Raw genomic sequence first — 18,918 nt, forward strand, 5'->3', positions numbered from 1 at the left:
TGTAAAACACAAAAATAACTAAATTATAACCGGAATAAGATTTTTGAAAAAAGTGTAGAGCAGGAAATACTTGTTCCTTAGACAATTTTATCTTGTAACTTCTACGCATTTCATTTAAAATATAGTACAGGACGACTATAGCTTGTGGGATAATATAGGAGATGGATTATGTTTTATGTGAGTGAAGTAAAAACCAAGGCGCCGGAGAATTTTCAGAGTGAGCTTCAGCAAAGGATTTATGAGACATTTGCAGACCTTGATATTCACTTTGAGAGGGTGGACAATGACCCTGCTATCACAATGGAGGACTGTGTTCTAATCAACGAGAGGCTTGACATGAAGACAGTTAAAACCCTGTTTTTATGCAATAGGCAGCAGACTAATTTTTATTTATTTGTAACCCTTGACGGTAAGCCTTTTGTAACCAAGGATTTTAGCTCTGCACTTGGAATATCAAGGGTTTCATTTGCCACGGAAGAGCTGCTCTTTAGTATGCTTGGCACAAAGATTGGGGCAACAACGGTGCTTAGCAGTATTATTGACACAGAAAATAAGGTGAGGATTGTATTTGACAAAGAGGTGCTTAAAAATGAGTGGTATGGCTGCACCGACAGCACTACAACCAGCTATATGAAGCTTAAAACTTCAGATGTTTTGGAGAAATACATACCTTTTACAAAGCATGAGATAACAGTGATTGAGGTATAGGGGAGCTGTTATGAAGATAAAATCAGATAAGATTTCTGAGTGGACAGGAGGTTATTATGGCAATCGATGGGGTAAAGATAATTGACAGTGATGACGGTTATGATATTTACAATACAATTGTAGATAGATATAAAAATGGAGAAGATGTCGAGAAGATAATTGAAGATGTGTTAAATGATGAGAAAAATTTTTGCACAGATAGCTTTTATACAGAGATTTATTGGACAGCCTTTGCTTATTCTTTGTGGAAGATAGGGCATTTACCGGAGGAAATAAAAACTAAGGCTCTTAAAATAGTAGAAAATGGAGCAGATGAGTTCTGGCTTGAAATTGACTGTAAGGCAAAAAATCAAAGACAGAAAGTACTTGATAAACTGGCTGTTCAGCTGCAAAGCGAGAATCCAAAGCCTCTTAAAGTACCAAAGACAAAAATAAAGAGAGAGCCGTATTTTAAGGTAGGAGATGTGCTTGCAGTTAAATTTGAAAATGAATACGGAGTGATTTTTGTTTCAGATGTTGATGTGAGTCCTCGAAAGATAGAATATCACCTTGCCTGCACAAGGCTTTTGCAAAAGGATAAACCGACTATGGAGGATTTTTTTAACAGCGAAATTGCCTGTAAGATGTGTAACACAAAATATGCACTTGATACTGACTGTTGGTTTAATCACAAGGATTTGGGGCTTTTACTTGATAAGCTTTACAAAATAGGAGAAGTTGTATTGGAGGACTATATTTTGGGTATGTTGGCACCGGCACATACCCTGGATGATATATACGAGGAAATTACGGCTGATAAAAAAATATGGCATCTTAGGTTTAAGGATACTTATTACCTGATAAAGGATATGAAAGTAAGTAGCTGAGTTACAAAGGTAAACATTTATCCTAAATACATCAATTAAATGGAGTAAGCTTATGTCAAAATATAAATATTTGCTGTGGGATATAGATGGTACCATACTTAACTTTGAAAAAGCAGAGAAGAGGGCGATAAGGACTTTGTTTGAGAAGTTTAACCTCGGTGAGTGTACAGATGAAATGTTATCGCATTACATAGAAATCAATAAAAAATACTGGAAACTCTTAGAATGTGGCGAGATGGAAAAGGAGAGGATTCTGGTGGAGAGATTCGAGGAATTCTTCTTAAAAGAGGGAATAAGGACTGATGTTGCCTCTGAATTTAACAAGGCATATCAGCTTGCCCTCGGAGATACTATAGCATTTAATGATGATGCCCTCGAAATAATAAAGGCTCAGAAGAAGAATTATCAAATTATCATTGTGACCAATGGGACCGCCGTTGCTCAGAAAAAGAAGTTAGAGCGTTCAGGTCTTGATAAAATAGCTGACAACATTTTTATATCAGAGGAAGTTGGCTATGAAAAGCCTAGCATTCATTTTTTTGAGAGGGTAATAGCTAAGGCAGGAATAGATGATATAAGTCAGGCGGTTATTATAGGGGATTCGCTTACAAGTGATATACAGGGTGGTGTTAATGCAGGCATTGACACCTGTTGGTACAACCCTAAGGAAGATATAAATGATACCAATCTTAAGCCAACTTATATAATCAAAAATTTGCACGAGCTTTGCGAGATAGTATAGGAGGAAGCAGAATGAGAGCTGAAGTATTTCCACTTGAGAAGATAAAGCTTGATGACAAAGAAATTTTACTTGGAATGAAAGCAGATAAGGTGCAGGAGCTGCTTGGGAAACCAGACAGTATTTTTCAGAATTATGGGGGAGATTCCTATAGGCATTTTTATTTTAATAGTGAATTAGGACTCGATTTTGATAAAGCTGGTAAACTGGAATTCATTGAGTTTCTTGCAGGAATTGAGGGTATTCTCAGACCGTATATCTATGGCATATCAGTTTTTGAAACAGATGCAGATGAATTGATTGAGATAATTACAGAACATGACAGGGAAGTTGATGATAGCGAGGCAGGATTTTGTTATTCTTTTCTAAATGTAAGTATAGGATTGTGGCGTGAGAATGATGAAGAAAAACATTGGGATACAATTGGTATCGGTGTAAAGGATTATTATAATTATGAATAATACTGATTTATTTTATTTAAAACAAAAGCTTGAATCAATAGACTGGAACGCTGATTTTGAAAAGGCGGACATAGAAAATTATAAGGTTTTGGACAGCTTATGCGAATACATAGAAAAAGAGCTTAGGAATAATTTACAATCAGAAACGATAGAGGCTGCTCTATTACTTCTTGCCCAAAATATAGGCTGTGCAGAGGATTTTGAAAGATATGAAGATAATTTTGTAAACAGGCTCGTGGATGAAGGGTTGCTTTCAAAGGAGAGGGTCAAGTTATTTTATAACAATACAAATAGGAGACAGGGGTAGATGTGATGGGAGTTTTGTTTTCAGAAGATAGAATTGATTTTAGAGGAAAGCTAACAACTGGTGAAATAAAGCAAATCGTTAGAAACGGTGGTGCAGATACCATACTTCCTGTTATGCTAAATCTTAAGACCAAGCAATGTGCATTTTTTACAAGCAGCTCTAAGAAGAACAAAGAGTTTGAGGAATTGGCTTCTAAGTATGATAAGAAATATGAGGCAAATACCAATATAGTAAGACAGATTATATTTCCTGATGGAAGGATGTAGCAGGCGTAGCATTTTCTAACTGCTTAAAATCTTTAGCAAAGCTTTTTCATGCAATTCATGATAACTGTAATCATCATTTCCATTTCATCCGGTTTTGATTCAGCGATCATAATCGTGAGGGCTACAAGTGTATGGTCATCAATTGTTTTCTCGCCATCAATAAATAGCACTCCATTTCTGTCAAGAAAATACAAAAATACTGTAGCAGCAATTCTTTTATTTCCATCTAAGAAGCTATGATTCTTTGTTACAAAATATAATAAATGCGCGGCCTTCTCCTCCAGAGTCGGATATAAATCCTGTCCTGCAAAAGACTGATAGATATTGCCAATACTTCCCTCAAATGAGCCATCTTTTTCTTTTCCAAAAATGTCTGATTCATCACCAAATCTCATACTTGCAATTATATCCATACATTCTTCATATGTAAGCACATATGTCGCTGCATTGCCTCTTGGTCTGGACATATTCTGATGATCATAAGCATCCAACAAATCTAGGGCAGTACTGTACCGCTCAATAACTGAAAGCACTTGCTTACTATCCAAAGAATTCTGTGTACGCTTCATAATCTGTATTACCTCGCCAAGCTGTGCAATACGATTATTATTCACCGCATATCCCCTCAATATATACTGTCTTAACACGGAGTTTGCCCACTTACGAAATTCCACACCACGCTTAGATTTTACACGATAGCCGACTGAGATGATAACATCGAGGTTATAAAAATCTGTCATATGTGTTTGTGTTTTGCCCTCAATAGCGCCATGTTCAGTGGTTGTCGCAAATTTTGCGACAACCACTTGGTTATCCAATTCCTCCCGCAATGCATTATTGATATGCTTGCCAATAGTCTTTATATCTCGGTCAAATAGCTCAGCCATTTGATTTCTGCTCAGCCAAACCATCTCTTGATTCACTGGTACTGTCAATGTTACAGCCCTGTCTTCTGTTTCAAATAGAATAAGCTCATTACCTATATTACTATTGTCTTTCATTTTCTGCATCCTCCTCACTTACATTTTTTAAACATCCTTTTCTTTCATCAACTTCTACATAAGGATATAATATTCCCGCAGTTCTCTCATCCTATTCTGAAATGTCTTTTCTTCAATAGCAGCTTCCTTTACTCATTGAGTAAATTATATCACATTTCGTAATCAAATGAAAGGGCTGATTTAAAATCTTTTTGGAAAGTACTTGAAACTTGTCCTTTAAGTTTTGTCAGAATTATACCTCTTAACTGGTAAAGATACTAAAAAATCAGACTTTATAGGTCTGCGAAGTATTTCGGGAGTATGCAGGCAGTAATAATGATGTGATAGTCTAGAAAAAAACTAAGGTGAGAAAATATCGTTTTGTTATAAATGGTAAAATAAAGTGTCAGTATAAACGAGAAAAAAAGTACACAAAACTATAAAATTATGTTATCATAAATTCGACCAAAACTATGAAAGGATTTATAGGATTGTGGCGTGAGAATGATGAAGAAAAACATTGGGATACAATTGGTATCGGGGTAAAGGATTTTGAAAGATATGAAGATAATTTTGTAAACAGGCTCGTGGATGAGGGGTTGCTTTCAAAGGAGAAGGCTAAGTTATTTTATAACAATACAAATAGGAGACAGGGGTAGAATAATATGAAGATAAACTTAGACAAGATTTCTGAATGGACATTACCGGGATTTAAGCTGGGAAGTCTGGCATATCAGTACGCACCTATAAATGCCAAAAATCACTTTGCAAGAGGAAAAGATGAATTTGTTATCTGGTGCAGCAATGATGGAGGAAACGATGGTATTCTCCTGATAAAGGGTGAGCAGAGTACATTTATACCTTCTCCTGTACAAAAGAAAAAATGGAACAATCCTTTGTTGCTTGATGCAGGCTCCGACATTTTAATTGCCTGCGGAGAAGATGGAGAAGTTCTTAGATTATCTGATTCGGGAGAAATACATAAGGTAGAAAGTAAGAATAAATGTGCAGGTGAGTATATAACAGAAATTTCCACGCTTTCAGAAAAAGGGAAATTCCCTGTTATCTGCAGGGTGGGTGGAGATGTTTGTGCGGCAAATAGCTTTACATTTTTTAATTATGACAGTGAAACCAATACACTTTGCTGGGATAGTACCTTAACTCCTGTGTTTACAGAGGAAAAAGTACGGAAGAGATTTATGGAATCCTTTGAAAAGGCAGATGGTGTTTATCATAAAATGGATTTTAACTACTCTTATCCGCAGATAGGCAGCCTTATGATAAAGGATGAGGCGATTTATGCCTTCATAGAAGCTGATATAATTAATCCTTGCGGTCTATCTCAGTTTAAGTTTTATTGGTATGTGGAAATTACTAAAGACGGGATTTACAAAAAGAAAATCTGGGGAAATGAAAAACTTGCAAAGCTTCCCGGTAAGCATGGCATGAGAGGGAAATTCAGTGCTGATAAAGAATATCTTATTTTATCACCTGTATTTAAGACAGACGAATGGAAGGGAAAACAAAAATTGCTTAGACTATCTGACAATGAACTTCTTGATGTTACATTTCCAAGGGGTTTTACAAAATACAGGATAATGGATGTTTTAGAAAACAGTGTATTTATCAGTGATGAGACGGAGAAGCTTGTGCTTTGTAAAATGACAGTAAAGGAGTAAACAGGAGGTTGAATATTATTGATATATTTTTAAAGAATCGACTTAATCCAATCGTACACTTGCTTGGCAAATTTCGACTCATCAATTTCCTCAGGAAGTACTAATGTTATCCGGCTTACGGTTAATGAATAACCACTATTAAAAATCAGTAAAAATGGGCCTTCACCAGACGCTTTATCAATATAAAAACCCCTTTCATCCATTAGCTGAAACATCTCTTCATTTCGGGAAATAAAAATATCCGTTGTTTCATCTTCATTATCAATAACAATGTATGGATTATTCCAGAACGGAATACTCTCTTTAATTTTTTTGGTAAAAGCATCCTGGCTTTTATTCGTATATAAGATATAATCAACACCAGTAATCATAAATTCACCTACTTATACTAAGATTTATTGAAACCTGTCACTCCACGCACATATGTCGCTATCTTATGTTTTTCTCAACATCCTTTTCTTTCATCAACTCCTGCATGCGGATATAATATTCCAAAAATCTAAATACATACGGGGGAGCATTTCTATGCCCTAACTCCCATTCTGTCACTGTTCTGTAAGGAATATCAAATTGCTCACAAAACTCTTTTCTATTAAGCCCTGTAGATTCCCGCAGTTCTCTCATCCTATTCTGAAATGTCTTTTCTTCCATAGCAGACCTCCTTTACTCATTGAGTAAATTATATCACATTTCGTAATTAAATAAAAGGATTGATTTAAAAGATTTTCGAAAATCACTGGAATTTTATCTTCTATGTTATAACCAGTCGTAGGGTTAACGGACATTATAAAGCTTGTCCCCGGAGTAGTTACTCCTTTTGGGTGGTTAAATGATAAGGGGCATAGCAATACCATTTTGTGTACATAAATAGTGACTTTAGTTAAGATTAGTGTTAAAATTATGGTAACACACAGTAATGATTGTACTATTAAATGAAAGGACAGTAATATGGTAAGAGCTTATCCACTTATACTTGAAGGTGTTAATTTTATACACCATGGCATAATAGGTATTTATCAAATAAAAGAAAAGATCGCAGTCCTACACGATGCATTTGGCTCTGTGCCGGAGGAACAGCCGGCTGATGATAAAAGAAAGCCAAACTATATTATGTTGGATATGTTTTCAAAGGATTTTAAGGAACATAGTAAAGCTCATTTATGTTATTATCAGGAGAAATACTTTTCTGCCTTGGACGCTCTGCTGTATGAAGATGGCGGAAGATTTATATTAAATACAAAGAAGTACAAGGGATATATACCCCACATAGCAAAGCTTATTGAAGTTTCGGATACAGCCTTGGTTGAAATAGGACAGTCACCGGAGCCGGTAAAGGAAATATATAATGATAGTAAAAATTATAGATTCGGGGACTTGGAAGTGTATATGCATTCTCCCTTTATTATGGCTTGTAGAGATATTCACTCAGGAGAGATTGTCTGGAAAACAAAAACAGGCGGATATTTATATACGGAAGTAAAGGAAGAAAACGGTATTATTTATTTTGGAACTGATGGCAACGGTGGCAAGTTCTTCGCTCTTAATTTGCAAGATGGCAGTATAAAGTATCGTTATAACACAAGAGGAACTTCAAATTTTATATTTTATAAAGATTATGTCTTACTATCGAATGAAAAGAATAAACCTATTTTAATAAACCGAAATAATGGCTCGTTATTTAAGGAGGTAGAGTTTGAAAAATATATAATAACCGCATATCAGCAAATGATTATTGTAAATGATAATTTGTATGCTATTGCATCTAAAAAGGATACTATTTATGCGGTATGTACCGGATTGGCTTAAATGTAAATAAGGAGAAGCAGATGGACGAGAAAGAATTAAAACAATATTTATCGGCGTTAGTCTTAGAATTTGCAACAAAGATGAATGAAATAGAAACTGATATTTATCTAAAGTCAGAAGAAGACGAAGATGATGAGAAAGACTGGTTTGAGGAATTTAACAAGCAGTACCAACCTGTTTTTGAAGCTTATTGTACGGATAAAAAGCGCGTTTATGGTGGAAATCCCCGCAGCTTTGGCTGCCCTCCGGAATATTCAGGGATTGAATCTGCATACGAAACAAAAGTTGAGTTTAAAAATGAGCGTAAAGCAGAAGTTATCTTTAAGACAGAAACTAAAGAATTTGGTGATACAGGCTATTTATTCGTTGTTGTTAAAAAGAAAACCGGCTGGAAAATTGACAGTTATAAAAGATGGAGTAACTGGAAGAAAAAATGGGTAAATGGGATTTTGTAGATGCAGGAATCCCCCCCATTTCATCAATTTGCTGAAACATCTCTTCATTTTGAACTGTCGCAAATTCTGCGACAGTTGAATTATCCAATTCCTCCTTCAATGCATTGTTGATATGCTTGCCAATAGTCTTTATTCTCAAAGCCCTTTTCTTTCATCAACTTCTGCATGCGGATATTAGGGTGTTAGATGATGAGGAGTATCGGAATAGAATCCATTTTATTCCTCACAAAATAAAATCCATATTATTTTACATATTCGCTCTAATGTTTTAGGGTTATATGCTTGTGTCCTCTGTTAACTTGTTGTAGTATTTTTCTAATTGCTTAACATTTGCGGCTCTTTTCAGGGAATCAGCATCATTTTTGTCTGTATAAGCTAGCCACTTTCTATATAATGGGTGTAATATCTGCTGCCCGTAAGGTGTTAAATCATTATTTGTATACGATAGCTTTATGATTCTTCCCTCAGAATCAAGAGGGTCCACCTTTAGCAGCTTTTTCTCGTAAGCAAAGTACAGAAAAGTAATGTGTTCCTGATACAGTTTATATATTCTATCAGGATAGCCCCTAAAGCTTTGAAATAAAAATCCTATGTCGATAACGATGTCTTTGGCAAAATATAACTCATGATAAACATAGTTTATGATGTCTTGTAGTTTCTCTTTATCTTCGATATCCTTGATTTCAATAAAGCTAAGATATGCCCAAGAAAATAAATTAACTGTCTCAAAATCGGGAATCATTTCTTCTACATTTTCAAAGGTAGGAGCGTAAAGTACATAGAGCTTTTCCTGATAAATTACTCCAACTCTTTTTCCTGAAACAAGAACTACGTACTCTCCAAAGATAGGTTCCAGTGAAAAGTTTATTATTTCTTTACATTGCTTTTCAAGGTACTTAGCAAATTTTTTTGTAGTCATTTGTGGCCTCCTTTAATGTGGTTATGTCTTAATTTAATTGGCTGGTACTGCGTGTAAAATACAAATTTGAAGTTGTAGGGCTAATGTGTTTTTTGTTGACTAAGTCACGCCTTCGCTGATAAATGTCCAGACTCGCTCCGGTTTTTCTGCAAGGTGCTATTTTTAAGTTTTTACATGATGACGAAAAACCTAACGCGCTCGCTTAGGCATTATCAGCTCCGGCTGTTTAATTGATGAATGATTGCAAACAAACACATCAGCCACATGGGGGCAGGTTGGAGTGGCTGTCTTTAATTTAGTATTCTGGTTATTATTTGCATAAATTTAAGGTATCAGCTCCGTTTTTGCGTTGCTCAGAGGCGCATTGCGAAGCAGCTAAGCCTATGAGCAATGCAAAAAGGTAGGAGCGTCACTTAGTAATATAAAAATCACATCAGCCCTACAACTTAGAATTTTCCAACATTATACCATTTTAGCTATGTATTTTCCACTATCGGGACTTTACGGTTGTAATACCTGCCATTTAACTTGCAAAAATACTGAAATTATACTAACATTAAATTCAACTGCAATTAAGAACAAAATGAAAAGCGAGGTTAAGGTAAAATGCAAATTAGAAGAGCAAAAGAAAAAGACATATCTAAAGTAATAGAATTATTAAATCAGGTATTAGAGCTTCATGCCACAATTCGCCCTGATATTTTTGTTTCAGGCACAACAAAATATACAAAAGCAGAATTGACTGAGATTTTCAAGGATAATACAAAACCTGTCTATGTTGCAGTTAATGAAGATGATGTGGTTATTGGATATGTATTTTGTGTAATTAGAGAGACTTCGGTGTCAAATAACATGAAACCACATAGAAATATTTTTATAGATGACCTCTGTGTGGATAAGATAGCACAGGGACAAAAAGTAGGTCAGAGACTGTTTGAATTTGTAAAGGGAGAGGCTAAGAAAATGAACTGTTATGAAGTAATATTAAATGTTTGGGAAGGAAATGATAATGCCTTGAAATTCTATCAAAAAATGGGAATGAAAACAAGAGCAACATTGATGGAGATTATAATATAATAAAAACCTATTTAATTGTTAGCTGTATTTGCCTATATTGAAAGTGAACTTTCATATAGGCAACATAAGCTAACAATTTACTGAGGTATATTTTTAAGAAAAATTATAAACCCTGGAAAGAGAATATTATGAAATACACAAAAGAAGTACTGGATGAAGCCTTAGAGGGTTTACGAAACGAAGATGTAAAAGAGCGCAGGGCGGCCGCTACTGTTTTTATGAAGGCTGCCTGTGCAGAACTTGGTACAGCTAATACTAAGCCTGTAAAAGAGTGGTTTGTATCGAATATAGAGGACTATATTACGGAGGTAAAAGATGAAACAGATAGTGAGAATATCTGGCGGCATCTCTACACTCTTCAACAGTTTTGTGCAAGGTATATCCAAGGGGCTTATTTATTTATAATAAACTCTGAAATAATAACAGAAGAAAATGAAAAAAATGTTGAAGAAAAAGCTAAAGAATATGTGAATTCCTTGCGTAAAGTACAAAAGAATCCTAAGGTGTTACAGGGGATTGCCTCGTTTTTCTGGGTATATGAAGAGAGATTTGTATGGGATATTTTTACGGAAGTACTTAAAAAGAAAAAAGATAAGCTGACCTTATCGCATATAGGGATAGCCATAAGGCAATGCCGTAAACTGTCGGAGGAAAATGGTAGAAACACCTATATTTCAGATGAACAGAGAAAGAATTTGCTTGAAGTATTAGAGAAACAGAATGTATTAAAGAATGAAGCAGAGATGCTTAGGGATTGGAAGTAGATTTTAAAATGCAAGTTAAGAGGGTATAATTTGAAAAAATGTAAAATTATACCCCCTTAACCTAAGAAATTTGATGGGGAAGTGTCCAAAAAAATAATTAGATAAAATAAATATAAAGATAATTGAACAAGTAAATTGGGTAATAAAGGAGTATAGCATGAAGGATAAGACCTCCCTCGTATTTACAGGGGATATTGGGTTTGACAAATATATGGATGGAAAATGGGATGATGAGGAGCTTATTTCTGAGGAAGTGCTTGATTTCCTGCATAGTGGTGACCATGTAATAGCCAATGTGGAAGGGGCTTTAATAGACAGGGCTTCACTTGGGGATACTACAGGTGTAGGGCAGCTTCTTCATTCTATGAATCCGAAGGCAGTTAAGGTGCTTGACAGGATGAGGGCAGATATCTGGAATATTTGTAATAATCATATTATGGATGCAGGCGAGGCGGGAGTGAGTGAGACGCTTAGGCTTGCCAGGCTACACGGTGCAAGGACCATAGGAGCAGGAATGAACATAGACGAAGCTTCAAAAGCGCTTATACTGGATGAAGCAGGCGGAATAGGTTTAATAAGTGTTGGCTACAGAAGGGGCTGTAAGCCTGCGGATGTAGATAAGGCTGGCTGCTTTATGTGGCACGAAATGGCAATGATAGAGGAGAAAATAAAAGAAGTTAAGAAAAGTTGCCGCTGGTGTGTAATGGTAGTTCACGGTGGTGAGGAATTTACTTCTCTTCCTTCTCCTTACACAAGAAAGAGGTACCTTAAATACCTTGAAATGGGGGCTGACATTGTGGTATCCCATCACCCGCACGTGCCAATGAATTATGAAAAGGTCGGAGAGAAAATCATTTTCTATTCGCTAGGAAACTTCATCTTCGATACGGATTACCAGAGGGCTCAGTTTAATACAGAGTTTGGACTGCTTATAAAGCTTAATTTTACGAAAGACAATTACACTTGGGAAGCCTTTGGACTTAGGATTGACAGGGAGTGTGAGAGGGTTGTAAAGGAGAAGCTCCCTAGGATATTTGAAAATGTGGAGGAAGAAGAATACAACCTCCTTGCACCTCTTGCGGCTAAGATGCTGGTTGCGGCTTATAAGAGGCAGCAGATTTATTTTAAGCCTGAATATAAGGATGCAGATGATAGGATGTGGAGAGAGAACTTTTTTAATCCTAAAAGGAGCGGTAGAGTCGAGGGAGAGGGGCTTGATTTCTTTATTATGTGCCCGCTTGCAGATAAGGCAGAGACAGGTGAGTGGAAGAAGTCAAAGCTTGAGAAGGTTAAGGAGTATATATTGGAGCAGATATAGAATAGATAATACTGTGCGTTTTAGCCCAAAAGTCGTAAACTATTGAAAAAAACCAGCCGATATTGTATATTTATCATACAAGAGAAGAACTGTTATAGAATAGTACTATGAGATAGTGAGGTGATATTATGACATTACAACAGGAAGCTTACAGTAGGATTGATCAGATGACTGATGATGGGATACGTGTTCTGATAGATATGATTGATAAAATGAAAACAGTGTCAGTAATAGGTTTTAAGAATACTAGTGTAACAGATTCGAATGTTAATAAAGAGGTATCAAGAACTGAAAAGAAGAGACGGTTTTTGCAGTCTGCGGGGAAAATAAAGGTAGATGCTATAAATTAAATATTATACTTGCATTTTCTTATTAACAATGCTACAATTAAGTTGTAAACAATCTAATTTAAGGAGGACTATTTATGATAATGATGTATGGAACCGACCTTTGCCCTGACTGCGTTGCAGCAAAGAAGGCACTTGAGGAGAACGGAATTGAGTACAAATATATCAATATAACTGAAAGCCTTGGCTCAATGAAGCAGTTTTTAAAGCTTAGAGATACCAGGGATGAATTTAAGAACATAAGAGGTAGCGGAAGTATTGGAATTCCTGCCCTTGTAGTTAGCCCTACAGAGCTAACTCTTGACTGGGAAGGTTATATAAGCAGTAGAAAGTAATAAATAAGACAAAACTAAATGGGCTGTGCAATAAGAAAAAGTACAACAAGATACAGTAGATTTATCATCAAATTATCACTGTATTTCGTGTATATTACTCTTAATGCGACAGCCCGTTTTTATTGAAAACATTAAGTATAAATATCTTGTGAATAGAGGTCATTACAGCAGTCCATAAAGTACCCCTGCGTCCTCGTATTCTAAGCCACTAAGCAGAGGCTTACAGGTGAGAAGAACTTCCTTTGAATAGTAGTAAAAGCTGTAAAATAAGTCATCCGGGAAGACATTGTCATCTTCATAACGGAGTTCGTCCGCCTCTTCATCATAGACTTCAGACCATAAATACTCTTCTTTTAGTAAATCTGAAAAATGAGGCAAAGGCTCGGCGTGTTCAAGCATATTTCCATCATTCACAGCTTCTGCAACTTCTACAAAGAGCTCAAGCAATTCCTTTACAAGATAGTCGGCTATGCTATTACTCTGCCTTTTAATAAGGGCATCCTTAAAAATCCTTACAAGAAAAATAAGGGCGAAAGGTGTGTAAAACAATTACGAAGATTTCAATTGTTTGGTAATTCACCGACAGATTTCTATCATCATTGATTATACTTTAGACAAAATGTTTTTTCAAACAAAATCTAAGTTTCCCCTATTCTTGACTTAGAACATATCGAGTGCTATCCTTTCTTTATGTGCATTGTCTAAGCCATACAGCAGAAGCGCTAAAAGTGTAAGAGAGGCGAAAGCCTGCTTGAAAGAAAACTTTTATACTTTTGACACCATAATAGTCATAGGAGAAAAAATGAAAAAGAGATTGTTAAGCTGCACTGCCAGTGATATTAGGAAAATGTCGGCTAATGATTTAAAAAACTCAATCATAGCAAGTGAAAGCAGAACTATACTTGGAGAAACAGTTGTAACTGCGGCTCCGCTTTTTGAAGATGTTACCAATGCCGAGGTGATGTCTGCATTTGGAGCAGATTTACTTTTATTAAATGAATATGATGTATTTACGAAATATATCAACGGACTTGATGAGGCAGAACCGATTAAGTTTATTAAGCATTTGACAGGGAAGCCTGTAGGTATAAACTTAGAGCCTGTGGAAGAAAATGTGGACGGTGTGGAAGATCTTATTACACTTCCTGCAGGCAGAAGGGCTACAAAAGAAGCCTTCATAGAGGCGGCGAGGCAGGGAGTGGACTTCATCCTGCTCACAGGTAATCCTGCTACCGGAGTGTCAAACGCAGGGATTATGGCTTCTATCGAGATCGCTAAAAAGTATTTTAACGGGCTTGTATTTGCCGGGAAAATGCACGCAGCAGGGCTTTCTGAGAAAATACTCTCTGAGGAAGTTATACTTGGCTTTATGGATAGGGGTGCTGATGGGGTGCTTATACCCGCAGTGGGAACTGCTCCGGGCATAGGAGAAGCTGAGTCTTCTGCGATAGTAGCCAAGGTAAAGGCTAGGGGTGGAATTACCATAAGTGCAGTAGGCACAAGTCAGGAAAGTGCTGATGCTGATACCATTCGCCAGATAGGACTATGCAATAAAAGGATAGGCTTTGATGTGCATCACCTTGGAGACGGAGGATATGGCAGAGTGCCTGACCCTGAGAACCTTATGGCGCTTTCAATTTGCATAAGGGGAAAGAGGCATACCTATATGAAGATGAGCCGTTCCTTAAATAGGTAAGATGAAGCTTCCCTCCTGAATAGTGAATTTTTAAAAATCCTATATATGCGGATATCACATAGATTGATACCAATATTTAGTGGTTTAATTTAAATAGTTTGATTAATGTGCAGATTTTAAAAAAGTTCAAGAATTTTAAAGAAAATCTTTGCAATTATGAGAAATCTATGCTATAATGGAAATATGTATATATTTTTAAATGTCACAATTCAAGGAGGGTAGTGACTATGGCAATTGAAGGCATAAACACAGGAAGTGGATATAGCGGGTACGGCGGTGGTAAAGGAATAGGTTCTTTAAGTCGTGAAAGTATCAGTAAAACATCCGGTAATTCCGTATCTGCCGGTAATGGAGCCGGCGGTGTAAGTGGTGGCTTAGGCGTGAGTAGTGAGCCACTGGAGAATCAGGTCGCAGTTTCGCCGGACGGAGACACTGTTCAGATTAGCAAGAAGGCTGTGGCTAAGTATGATGCGGCAAGTGAAGCCAAAAAGAGCGAAAAGCTTGACGAGAATGAGCAAAAGGAAGCCTTGGGTAACGTTAGGCTAAATAAGGCTGAGCTAAAGGCCGAGCAGTCGCAAAATGACCGCAAGGCAGAAAAAGCCAAGTCTGAAAAAAGGAATGCAGCCCTTAAAGAACTGGCTCAAAAAGAGCAGAAAAGGGAAGCCGAAAAGTCAGAAGACAAAGAGGATGTTTCTTTTACAGGTAAGTCAGACTCTGATATTAAGAGGCTTTATCTTGAAGGCGAGATATCAAAGAATGACTATGACTCAGAAATGAAGGTCAGGGAAAAACTGCGTGAAGTGCTTGCAAAGAGGAATGAAGATGCTATAAAGATGGCTGCCGAAAGAAATAGCATAGCTAAGAAGCTTGAAAGATTTGCTGAGAGCATAAAGTCTGCATTTTCAGATACAACATCCAAGACCTTTGATGCAGGAGTAAGGCTCGATGCAATTGATATAGCTGAAGGTACGAAGAAGGAAAGGGATGAGGCTTCAAAGTCCGATAAAAAGGAAGTGAAGTTTGTCTATAACTAGGATTAGTGCGTCAAAATACATGACAATTATATCTGAAATAATAAAAACCCATCAGGTGAAGATTTGCCTGATGGGTTATTTTAAAATACAATTGCAGGAGAGGCTAATATAAGACTATAATGTATTTAATTGATACAAGTGTCAAAAAAATTATTATTTTTTGGCATCAATATCTTTAGATAAAAGCGTGCAAAATTCAATTGTGGCTTGCAGTAGAAGAGTACATTTTCTATATGAAAAGGCGTAAGAAGTGAATTTTGTGGGGAAGAGAAGACTAAGAATAATTAGGGGAATTACTTGATAGGGTGAGAATATGGATAAATATAGAGTTAGGTGCATTTTTGACAAGATAGACCGAAATAAGACCATAAGGGTGAAGGTTCCAGGCTCAAAGAGTATAACCAACAGGGCTCTCCTTATAGCGGCTCTTGCTGAGGGGGAGTCTATTCTTAAAGGTGCTCTTTTTTCAAATGATGCCAAAAATATGCTTGCCTGTCTCAGCATTCTTGGCATAAAAATGGAGATAGATGAAGAAAATGAAACTATTACCGTACAGGGCTGTGGAGGAAGGCTTCCTGTTAGAGAAGCCTCTGTAAATGTAGGCAGTGCGGGGACAGCAGCCAGATTTCTTACAGCGCTCTTGGCATTTAGTGCTGGAGTATATCACTTAGATGCCTCTGAGCAGATGAAAAAACGCCCTATGAAACCGCTTTTATATGCTCTTACTAAGCTAGGAGCAGTCATAAGTTATGATGAGAAGGAGGGACATTTTCCATTTTCTATAGATTCAAGAGGTGTAAAAGGCGGAGAAATAAGCCTGGATACTAGCGTTAGCAGCCAGTTTCTAAGCGCAGTAGTTATGACGGGGTTTTTACTGCCTGATGGACTAAAAGTAAATATAGCAGGAGGCAGAGAAAGCCTGCCCTATGTGGACATGACAGCGAGGATGATGGAAAGCTTTGAGATGAAGCCTGATGTAGTCTGTGAAAAAGGAGTAGTATCGTATATTTTAAGCGGAGGCAGGGCTTATAAGGGTAGAGAATACGTGATTGAGCCTGATGTATCTGCGGCCTGCTATTTTTACGCGGCAGCAGAGATTCTCGGGTGCAGGGTTCAGGTAAAAAATGTACATTTAGACAGCATTCAGGGCGATATAGAGTTTGTTAAACTTCTGACTAAGATGGGGGCAAAACTTGAAGAGGAGGCCGATGGAATAGTACTTTCCGGAGCTAAGGATGGGTGCTATGAGGGAATTGAAGCAAATCTTAACAGCTTCTCAGACCAAAGTCTCACTCTTGCGGCGGTCAGCGCATTTGCAAAAAGCCCGACAAAGATAACCGGTATAGCCCATATCCGTATGCAGGAGTCAGACCGTCTTCTTGCCATAAAAAATGAACTGGAAAAGCTTGGAATTAGGGCTGTTATGGGGGATGGTGAGATAAGCATTTTCCCGAAAAAAATGGATGGGCAAGATGTAGAAATAGAGACATATGACGACCACCGTGTGGCTATGGCTTTTGCGCTTGTGGGGCTAAGAAGAGCTGGTGTAATAATTAAAAATCCAGATTGCTCAGCGAAAACTTTTAAGGATTATTTTAAGGTCTTAGACGAAATCGGATAATAATTGCAAATAAGGGAGGTGCCTACTATGTATGAAAAAGAAATTGAAGAACTTCAGAAAATAATAGACGACAGCAGTAGAATTGTATTCTTTGGAGGAGCGGGAGTGTCTACGGAGAGCGGAATACCTGACTTTAGAAGTGCTGACGGGCTTTATCATCAGGAGTATAAGTATTCTCCCGAGCAGATTATAAGCCATAGCTTTTTTCTAAGATACCCGGAGGCCTTCTATGAGTTTTATAAGGATAAGATGATGTATCTGGATGCAAAGCCAAACTCTGCCCACCTTAAGCTAGCCGAACTTGAGAGGGCAGGCAGGCTATTAGCTGTAGTAACTCAGAATATAGACGGGCTTCACCAGCAGGCAGGCAGCAAGAAGGTCTATGAGTTACATGGAAGCATACATAGGAATTATTGTATGAAATGCGGTAAATTCTACGATGCAGACTTTGTAAAGAATTCTGAGGGAGTTCCACATTGTGAGTGTGGCGGTGTCATAAAGCCTGATGTAGTGCTTTATGAAGAAGGACTTGACCAAAATGTAACCCAAAGGGCTGTTATGGCTATTTCAATGGCTGACACCCTCATTATAGGAGGGACTTCTTTGGTAGTATATCCGGCAGCAGGCTTTGTGGACTATTTTCACGGAAAGCACCTTGTGGTGATAAATAAGTCAGAGACCGGAAAAAATGTAAATGCTGGGCTTACAATCAATGCTCCAATTGGGGAGATAATGAAGGGGATAAGGGTATAATATTAATGCATTTATAAACTTTCTATGGTAGAATAAAAGCCGTAGGAGATTTGGAATATGAGTGTTGAAGTTAGGAAAATAAGGCTTGGTGTGAAAGAGTATGACTACACCCTGGAAAGAAAAACCGTAAAGAATATAAATCTAAGGGTGAAACTCGGTGAGATTATCTACGTATCTGCAAACAAAAGAGTTCCTGTGAATGTGATTGAAGGATTTATAAAAAGCAAAGAAGAGTTCATACTGGAAGCTTTTAAGAGATTTGAGGAAAATGGTAAAAATGCGGAAAATAACAGAGAAATAAGTTATAATACTGGAGATGAAATAAATTATTTTGGGAAAAATCTAAGCCTCAAGGTTGTGCAATCACCTAAAGAAAGCGTGAAGGCAAGTAGTGAGTACATTTATGTCTTTGTAAAAGATGTAAATGACAGGGAGAAAAAAGAACGGCTGCTAAAGAAATGGGAATTAAACCTGGCAAAAGAAGTATTTACGAAGATGGTGGACTTCTGCTATCCTGATTTTAAGGAAATGGGAGTTGCATATCCCAGTATCAGCATAAGGAAGATGACCAGCAGATGGGGCTCTTGCAAGCCAAAGGGAGGCAAAATTACTCTAAACCTTGAGCTGATTCACAAACCTAAGGAATGTCTTCGGTATGTGGTGGTACATGAAATGGCGCATTTCATACACCCAAATCATTCCAAAGACTTTTGGAGGGTTGTAGGAAATATTATGCCTGATTATAAAAAAAGAAGAGATGTGCTAAACGGCAGATAATATAGTGAGG

25 protein-coding genes are annotated in these 18,918 nt (G+C 37.1%); 20 read left to right on the top strand and 5 right to left on the bottom strand.

Going from position 1 to position 18,918, the window contains the following annotated elements; translation table 11 throughout:
* Nucleotides 1-168 precede the first annotated feature (168 nt).
* The 6 genes from ACO6HM_RS08310 to ACO6HM_RS08335 are packed head-to-tail and all read left to right on the top strand — an operon-like array spanning nt 169 to nt 3,347.
* Nucleotides 169-708, top strand: coding sequence for a prolyl-tRNA synthetase associated domain-containing protein (locus tag ACO6HM_RS08310; protein WP_485390604.1), 540 nt, complete (start codon nt 169-171; stop codon nt 706-708).
* Between the two features lie 56 nt (nt 709-764).
* Nucleotides 765-1,574 (top strand): hypothetical protein, encoded by an 810-nt coding sequence (locus tag ACO6HM_RS08315; RefSeq protein WP_485390605.1) that lies wholly within the window; start codon nt 765-767, stop codon nt 1,572-1,574.
* Nucleotides 1,575-1,626: 52 nt separating this feature from the next.
* Nucleotides 1,627-2,316: a YjjG family noncanonical pyrimidine nucleotidase gene (locus ACO6HM_RS08320; protein WP_485390606.1), complete on the top strand. Its 690-nt coding sequence runs from the start codon at nt 1,627-1,629 to the stop codon at nt 2,314-2,316.
* 11 nt (nt 2,317-2,327) lie between these two features.
* A complete protein-coding gene (locus ACO6HM_RS08325; protein WP_485390607.1) occupies nt 2,328-2,774 on the top strand; it encodes a hypothetical protein in 447 nt (148 codons plus the stop codon).
* The gene (locus ACO6HM_RS08330) at nt 2,767-3,081 is read left to right on the top strand and encodes a hypothetical protein (RefSeq protein ID WP_485390608.1); all 315 of its coding nucleotides are present in this window, start codon (nt 2,767-2,769) and stop codon (nt 3,079-3,081) included. The genes ACO6HM_RS08325 and ACO6HM_RS08330 overlap by 8 nt, the downstream gene beginning before the upstream one ends.
* A 5-nt stretch (nt 3,082-3,086) precedes the next feature.
* Nucleotides 3,087-3,347 carry a hypothetical protein gene (locus tag ACO6HM_RS08335; RefSeq protein ID WP_485390609.1) on the top strand — a complete coding sequence of 87 codons (261 nt, stop codon included), beginning with the start codon at nt 3,087-3,089 and terminating at the stop codon, nt 3,345-3,347.
* 32 nt (nt 3,348-3,379) lie between these two features.
* Here the strand turns inward: ACO6HM_RS08335 and ACO6HM_RS08340 are convergent, their stop codons facing one another.
* Nucleotides 3,380-4,348, bottom strand: coding sequence for a virulence RhuM family protein/type II toxin-antitoxin system death-on-curing family toxin (locus ACO6HM_RS08340; RefSeq protein ID WP_485390610.1), 969 nt, complete (start codon nt 4,346-4,348; stop codon nt 3,380-3,382).
* Between the two features lie 470 nt (nt 4,349-4,818).
* On the opposite strand from ACO6HM_RS08340, the gene ACO6HM_RS08345 reads away from it, so the two are divergent.
* Complete coding sequence (locus tag ACO6HM_RS08345) at nt 4,819-4,986, top strand: hypothetical protein (protein ID WP_485390611.1); 168 nt, start codon at nt 4,819-4,821, stop codon at nt 4,984-4,986.
* A gap of 6 nt (nt 4,987-4,992) precedes the next feature.
* Nucleotides 4,993-6,006 (top strand): hypothetical protein, encoded by a 1,014-nt coding sequence (locus tag ACO6HM_RS08350; protein ID WP_485390612.1) that lies wholly within the window; start codon nt 4,993-4,995, stop codon nt 6,004-6,006.
* A gap of 29 nt (nt 6,007-6,035) precedes the next feature.
* Here ACO6HM_RS08350 and ACO6HM_RS08355 read toward each other — a convergent pair whose 3' ends face one another.
* Both ACO6HM_RS08355 and ACO6HM_RS08360 read right to left on the bottom strand, forming a co-directional pair.
* The gene (locus ACO6HM_RS08355) at nt 6,036-6,377 is read right to left on the bottom strand and encodes a hypothetical protein (RefSeq protein WP_485390613.1); all 342 of its coding nucleotides are present in this window, start codon (nt 6,375-6,377) and stop codon (nt 6,036-6,038) included.
* A gap of 58 nt (nt 6,378-6,435) precedes the next feature.
* On the bottom strand, nt 6,436-6,657 hold the full coding sequence (locus tag ACO6HM_RS08360) for a helix-turn-helix domain-containing protein (RefSeq protein WP_485390614.1): 222 nt from the start codon (nt 6,655-6,657) through the stop codon (nt 6,436-6,438).
* A gap of 297 nt (nt 6,658-6,954) precedes the next feature.
* On the opposite strand from ACO6HM_RS08360, the gene ACO6HM_RS08365 reads away from it, so the two are divergent.
* A complete protein-coding gene (locus ACO6HM_RS08365) occupies nt 6,955-7,812 on the top strand; it encodes a LamG domain-containing protein (protein WP_485390615.1) in 858 nt (285 codons plus the stop codon).
* Nucleotides 7,813-7,832: 20 nt separating this feature from the next.
* On the top strand, nt 7,833-8,267 hold the full coding sequence (locus ACO6HM_RS08370) for an NTF2 fold immunity protein (RefSeq protein ID WP_485390616.1): 435 nt from the start codon (nt 7,833-7,835) through the stop codon (nt 8,265-8,267).
* A 274-nt stretch (nt 8,268-8,541) separates the two neighbouring features.
* On the opposite strand, the gene ACO6HM_RS08375 is transcribed toward ACO6HM_RS08370, so the two are convergent.
* The gene (locus tag ACO6HM_RS08375; RefSeq protein WP_485390617.1) at nt 8,542-9,186 is read right to left on the bottom strand and encodes a hypothetical protein; all 645 of its coding nucleotides are present in this window, start codon (nt 9,184-9,186) and stop codon (nt 8,542-8,544) included.
* Between the two features lie 606 nt (nt 9,187-9,792).
* On the opposite strand from ACO6HM_RS08375, the gene ACO6HM_RS08380 reads away from it, so the two are divergent.
* From ACO6HM_RS08380 to ACO6HM_RS08400, 5 genes are all read left to right on the top strand, one after another.
* Nucleotides 9,793-10,263, top strand: a complete 471-nt coding sequence (locus ACO6HM_RS08380; RefSeq protein WP_485390618.1) for a GNAT family N-acetyltransferase — start codon at nt 9,793-9,795, stop codon at nt 10,261-10,263.
* A 128-nt stretch (nt 10,264-10,391) separates the two neighbouring features.
* The gene (locus ACO6HM_RS08385; RefSeq protein WP_485390619.1) at nt 10,392-11,027 is read left to right on the top strand and encodes a hypothetical protein; all 636 of its coding nucleotides are present in this window, start codon (nt 10,392-10,394) and stop codon (nt 11,025-11,027) included.
* A 157-nt stretch (nt 11,028-11,184) separates the two neighbouring features.
* Nucleotides 11,185-12,345: a CapA family protein gene (locus ACO6HM_RS08390; RefSeq protein ID WP_485390620.1), complete on the top strand. Its 1,161-nt coding sequence runs from the start codon at nt 11,185-11,187 to the stop codon at nt 12,343-12,345.
* Nucleotides 12,346-12,473: 128 nt separating this feature from the next.
* A complete protein-coding gene (locus ACO6HM_RS08395) occupies nt 12,474-12,695 on the top strand; it encodes a hypothetical protein (RefSeq protein ID WP_485390621.1) in 222 nt (73 codons plus the stop codon).
* Nucleotides 12,696-12,769: 74 nt separating this feature from the next.
* A complete protein-coding gene (locus tag ACO6HM_RS08400) occupies nt 12,770-13,027 on the top strand; it encodes a glutaredoxin domain-containing protein (RefSeq protein ID WP_485390622.1) in 258 nt (85 codons plus the stop codon).
* 162 nt (nt 13,028-13,189) lie between these two features.
* Here the strand turns inward: ACO6HM_RS08400 and ACO6HM_RS08405 are convergent, their stop codons facing one another.
* Nucleotides 13,190-13,576: a hypothetical protein gene (locus ACO6HM_RS08405; protein WP_485390623.1), complete on the bottom strand. Its 387-nt coding sequence runs from the start codon at nt 13,574-13,576 to the stop codon at nt 13,190-13,192.
* A 253-nt stretch (nt 13,577-13,829) separates the two neighbouring features.
* On the opposite strand from ACO6HM_RS08405, the gene ACO6HM_RS08410 reads away from it, so the two are divergent.
* From ACO6HM_RS08410 to ACO6HM_RS08430, 5 genes are all read left to right on the top strand, one after another.
* Entirely contained in the window at nt 13,830-14,723 is an 894-nt protein-coding gene (locus ACO6HM_RS08410) for a DUF7916 family protein (RefSeq protein WP_485390624.1), read from the top strand.
* Nucleotides 14,724-14,950: 227 nt separating this feature from the next.
* Nucleotides 14,951-15,757, top strand: coding sequence for a hypothetical protein (locus ACO6HM_RS08415; RefSeq protein WP_485390625.1), 807 nt, complete (start codon nt 14,951-14,953; stop codon nt 15,755-15,757).
* 313 nt (nt 15,758-16,070) lie between these two features.
* Complete coding sequence (aroA, locus tag ACO6HM_RS08420; RefSeq protein WP_485390626.1) at nt 16,071-17,378, top strand: 3-phosphoshikimate 1-carboxyvinyltransferase; 1,308 nt, start codon at nt 16,071-16,073, stop codon at nt 17,376-17,378.
* Nucleotides 17,379-17,405: 27 nt separating this feature from the next.
* Complete coding sequence (locus ACO6HM_RS08425; RefSeq protein ID WP_485390627.1) at nt 17,406-18,131, top strand: NAD-dependent protein deacylase; 726 nt, start codon at nt 17,406-17,408, stop codon at nt 18,129-18,131.
* Nucleotides 18,132-18,188: 57 nt separating this feature from the next.
* Nucleotides 18,189-18,908 (top strand): M48 family metallopeptidase, encoded by a 720-nt coding sequence (locus ACO6HM_RS08430; protein WP_485390628.1) that lies wholly within the window; start codon nt 18,189-18,191, stop codon nt 18,906-18,908.
* Nucleotides 18,909-18,918 lie beyond the last annotated feature (10 nt).

Source organism: Catonella sp., from assembly GCF_057250765.1.

Bases quoted from the DNA above. Each gene is read 5' to 3' on its own strand.
- ACO6HM_RS08325 (WP_485390607.1), top strand. From the start codon at position 2,328: ATGAGAGCTGAAGTATTTCCACTTGAGAAGATAAAGCTTGATGACAAA.
- ACO6HM_RS08315 (WP_485390605.1), top strand. From the start codon at position 765: ATGGCAATCGATGGGGTAAAGATAATTGACAGTGATGACGGTTATGAT.
- ACO6HM_RS08330 (WP_485390608.1), top strand. From the start codon at position 2,767: ATGAATAATACTGATTTATTTTATTTAAAACAAAAGCTTGAATCAATA.
- ACO6HM_RS08385 (WP_485390619.1), top strand. From the start codon at position 10,392: ATGAAATACACAAAAGAAGTACTGGATGAAGCCTTAGAGGGTTTACGA.
- ACO6HM_RS08415 (WP_485390625.1), top strand. From the start codon at position 14,951: ATGGCAATTGAAGGCATAAACACAGGAAGTGGATATAGCGGGTACGGC.
- ACO6HM_RS08395 (WP_485390621.1), top strand. From the start codon at position 12,474: ATGACATTACAACAGGAAGCTTACAGTAGGATTGATCAGATGACTGAT.
- ACO6HM_RS08365 (WP_485390615.1), top strand. From the start codon at position 6,955: ATGGTAAGAGCTTATCCACTTATACTTGAAGGTGTTAATTTTATACAC.
- ACO6HM_RS08310 (WP_485390604.1), top strand. From the start codon at position 169: ATGTTTTATGTGAGTGAAGTAAAAACCAAGGCGCCGGAGAATTTTCAG.
- ACO6HM_RS08410 (WP_485390624.1), top strand. From the start codon at position 13,830: ATGAAAAAGAGATTGTTAAGCTGCACTGCCAGTGATATTAGGAAAATG.
- ACO6HM_RS08380 (WP_485390618.1), top strand. From the start codon at position 9,793: ATGCAAATTAGAAGAGCAAAAGAAAAAGACATATCTAAAGTAATAGAA.
- ACO6HM_RS08355 (WP_485390613.1), bottom strand. From the start codon at position 6,377: ATGATTACTGGTGTTGATTATATCTTATATACGAATAAAAGCCAGGAT.
- ACO6HM_RS08390 (WP_485390620.1), top strand. From the start codon at position 11,185: ATGAAGGATAAGACCTCCCTCGTATTTACAGGGGATATTGGGTTTGAC.
- ACO6HM_RS08430 (WP_485390628.1), top strand. From the start codon at position 18,189: ATGAGTGTTGAAGTTAGGAAAATAAGGCTTGGTGTGAAAGAGTATGAC.
- ACO6HM_RS08370 (WP_485390616.1), top strand. From the start codon at position 7,833: ATGGACGAGAAAGAATTAAAACAATATTTATCGGCGTTAGTCTTAGAA.
- aroA (WP_485390626.1), top strand. From the start codon at position 16,071: ATGGATAAATATAGAGTTAGGTGCATTTTTGACAAGATAGACCGAAAT.
- ACO6HM_RS08350 (WP_485390612.1), top strand. From the start codon at position 4,993: ATGAAGATAAACTTAGACAAGATTTCTGAATGGACATTACCGGGATTT.
- ACO6HM_RS08375 (WP_485390617.1), bottom strand. From the start codon at position 9,186: ATGACTACAAAAAAATTTGCTAAGTACCTTGAAAAGCAATGTAAAGAA.
- ACO6HM_RS08340 (WP_485390610.1), bottom strand. From the start codon at position 4,348: ATGAAAGACAATAGTAATATAGGTAATGAGCTTATTCTATTTGAAACA.
- ACO6HM_RS08360 (WP_485390614.1), bottom strand. From the start codon at position 6,657: ATGGAAGAAAAGACATTTCAGAATAGGATGAGAGAACTGCGGGAATCT.
- ACO6HM_RS08400 (WP_485390622.1), top strand. From the start codon at position 12,770: ATGATAATGATGTATGGAACCGACCTTTGCCCTGACTGCGTTGCAGCA.
- ACO6HM_RS08425 (WP_485390627.1), top strand. From the start codon at position 17,406: ATGTATGAAAAAGAAATTGAAGAACTTCAGAAAATAATAGACGACAGC.
- ACO6HM_RS08320 (WP_485390606.1), top strand. From the start codon at position 1,627: ATGTCAAAATATAAATATTTGCTGTGGGATATAGATGGTACCATACTT.
- ACO6HM_RS08335 (WP_485390609.1), top strand. From the start codon at position 3,087: ATGGGAGTTTTGTTTTCAGAAGATAGAATTGATTTTAGAGGAAAGCTA.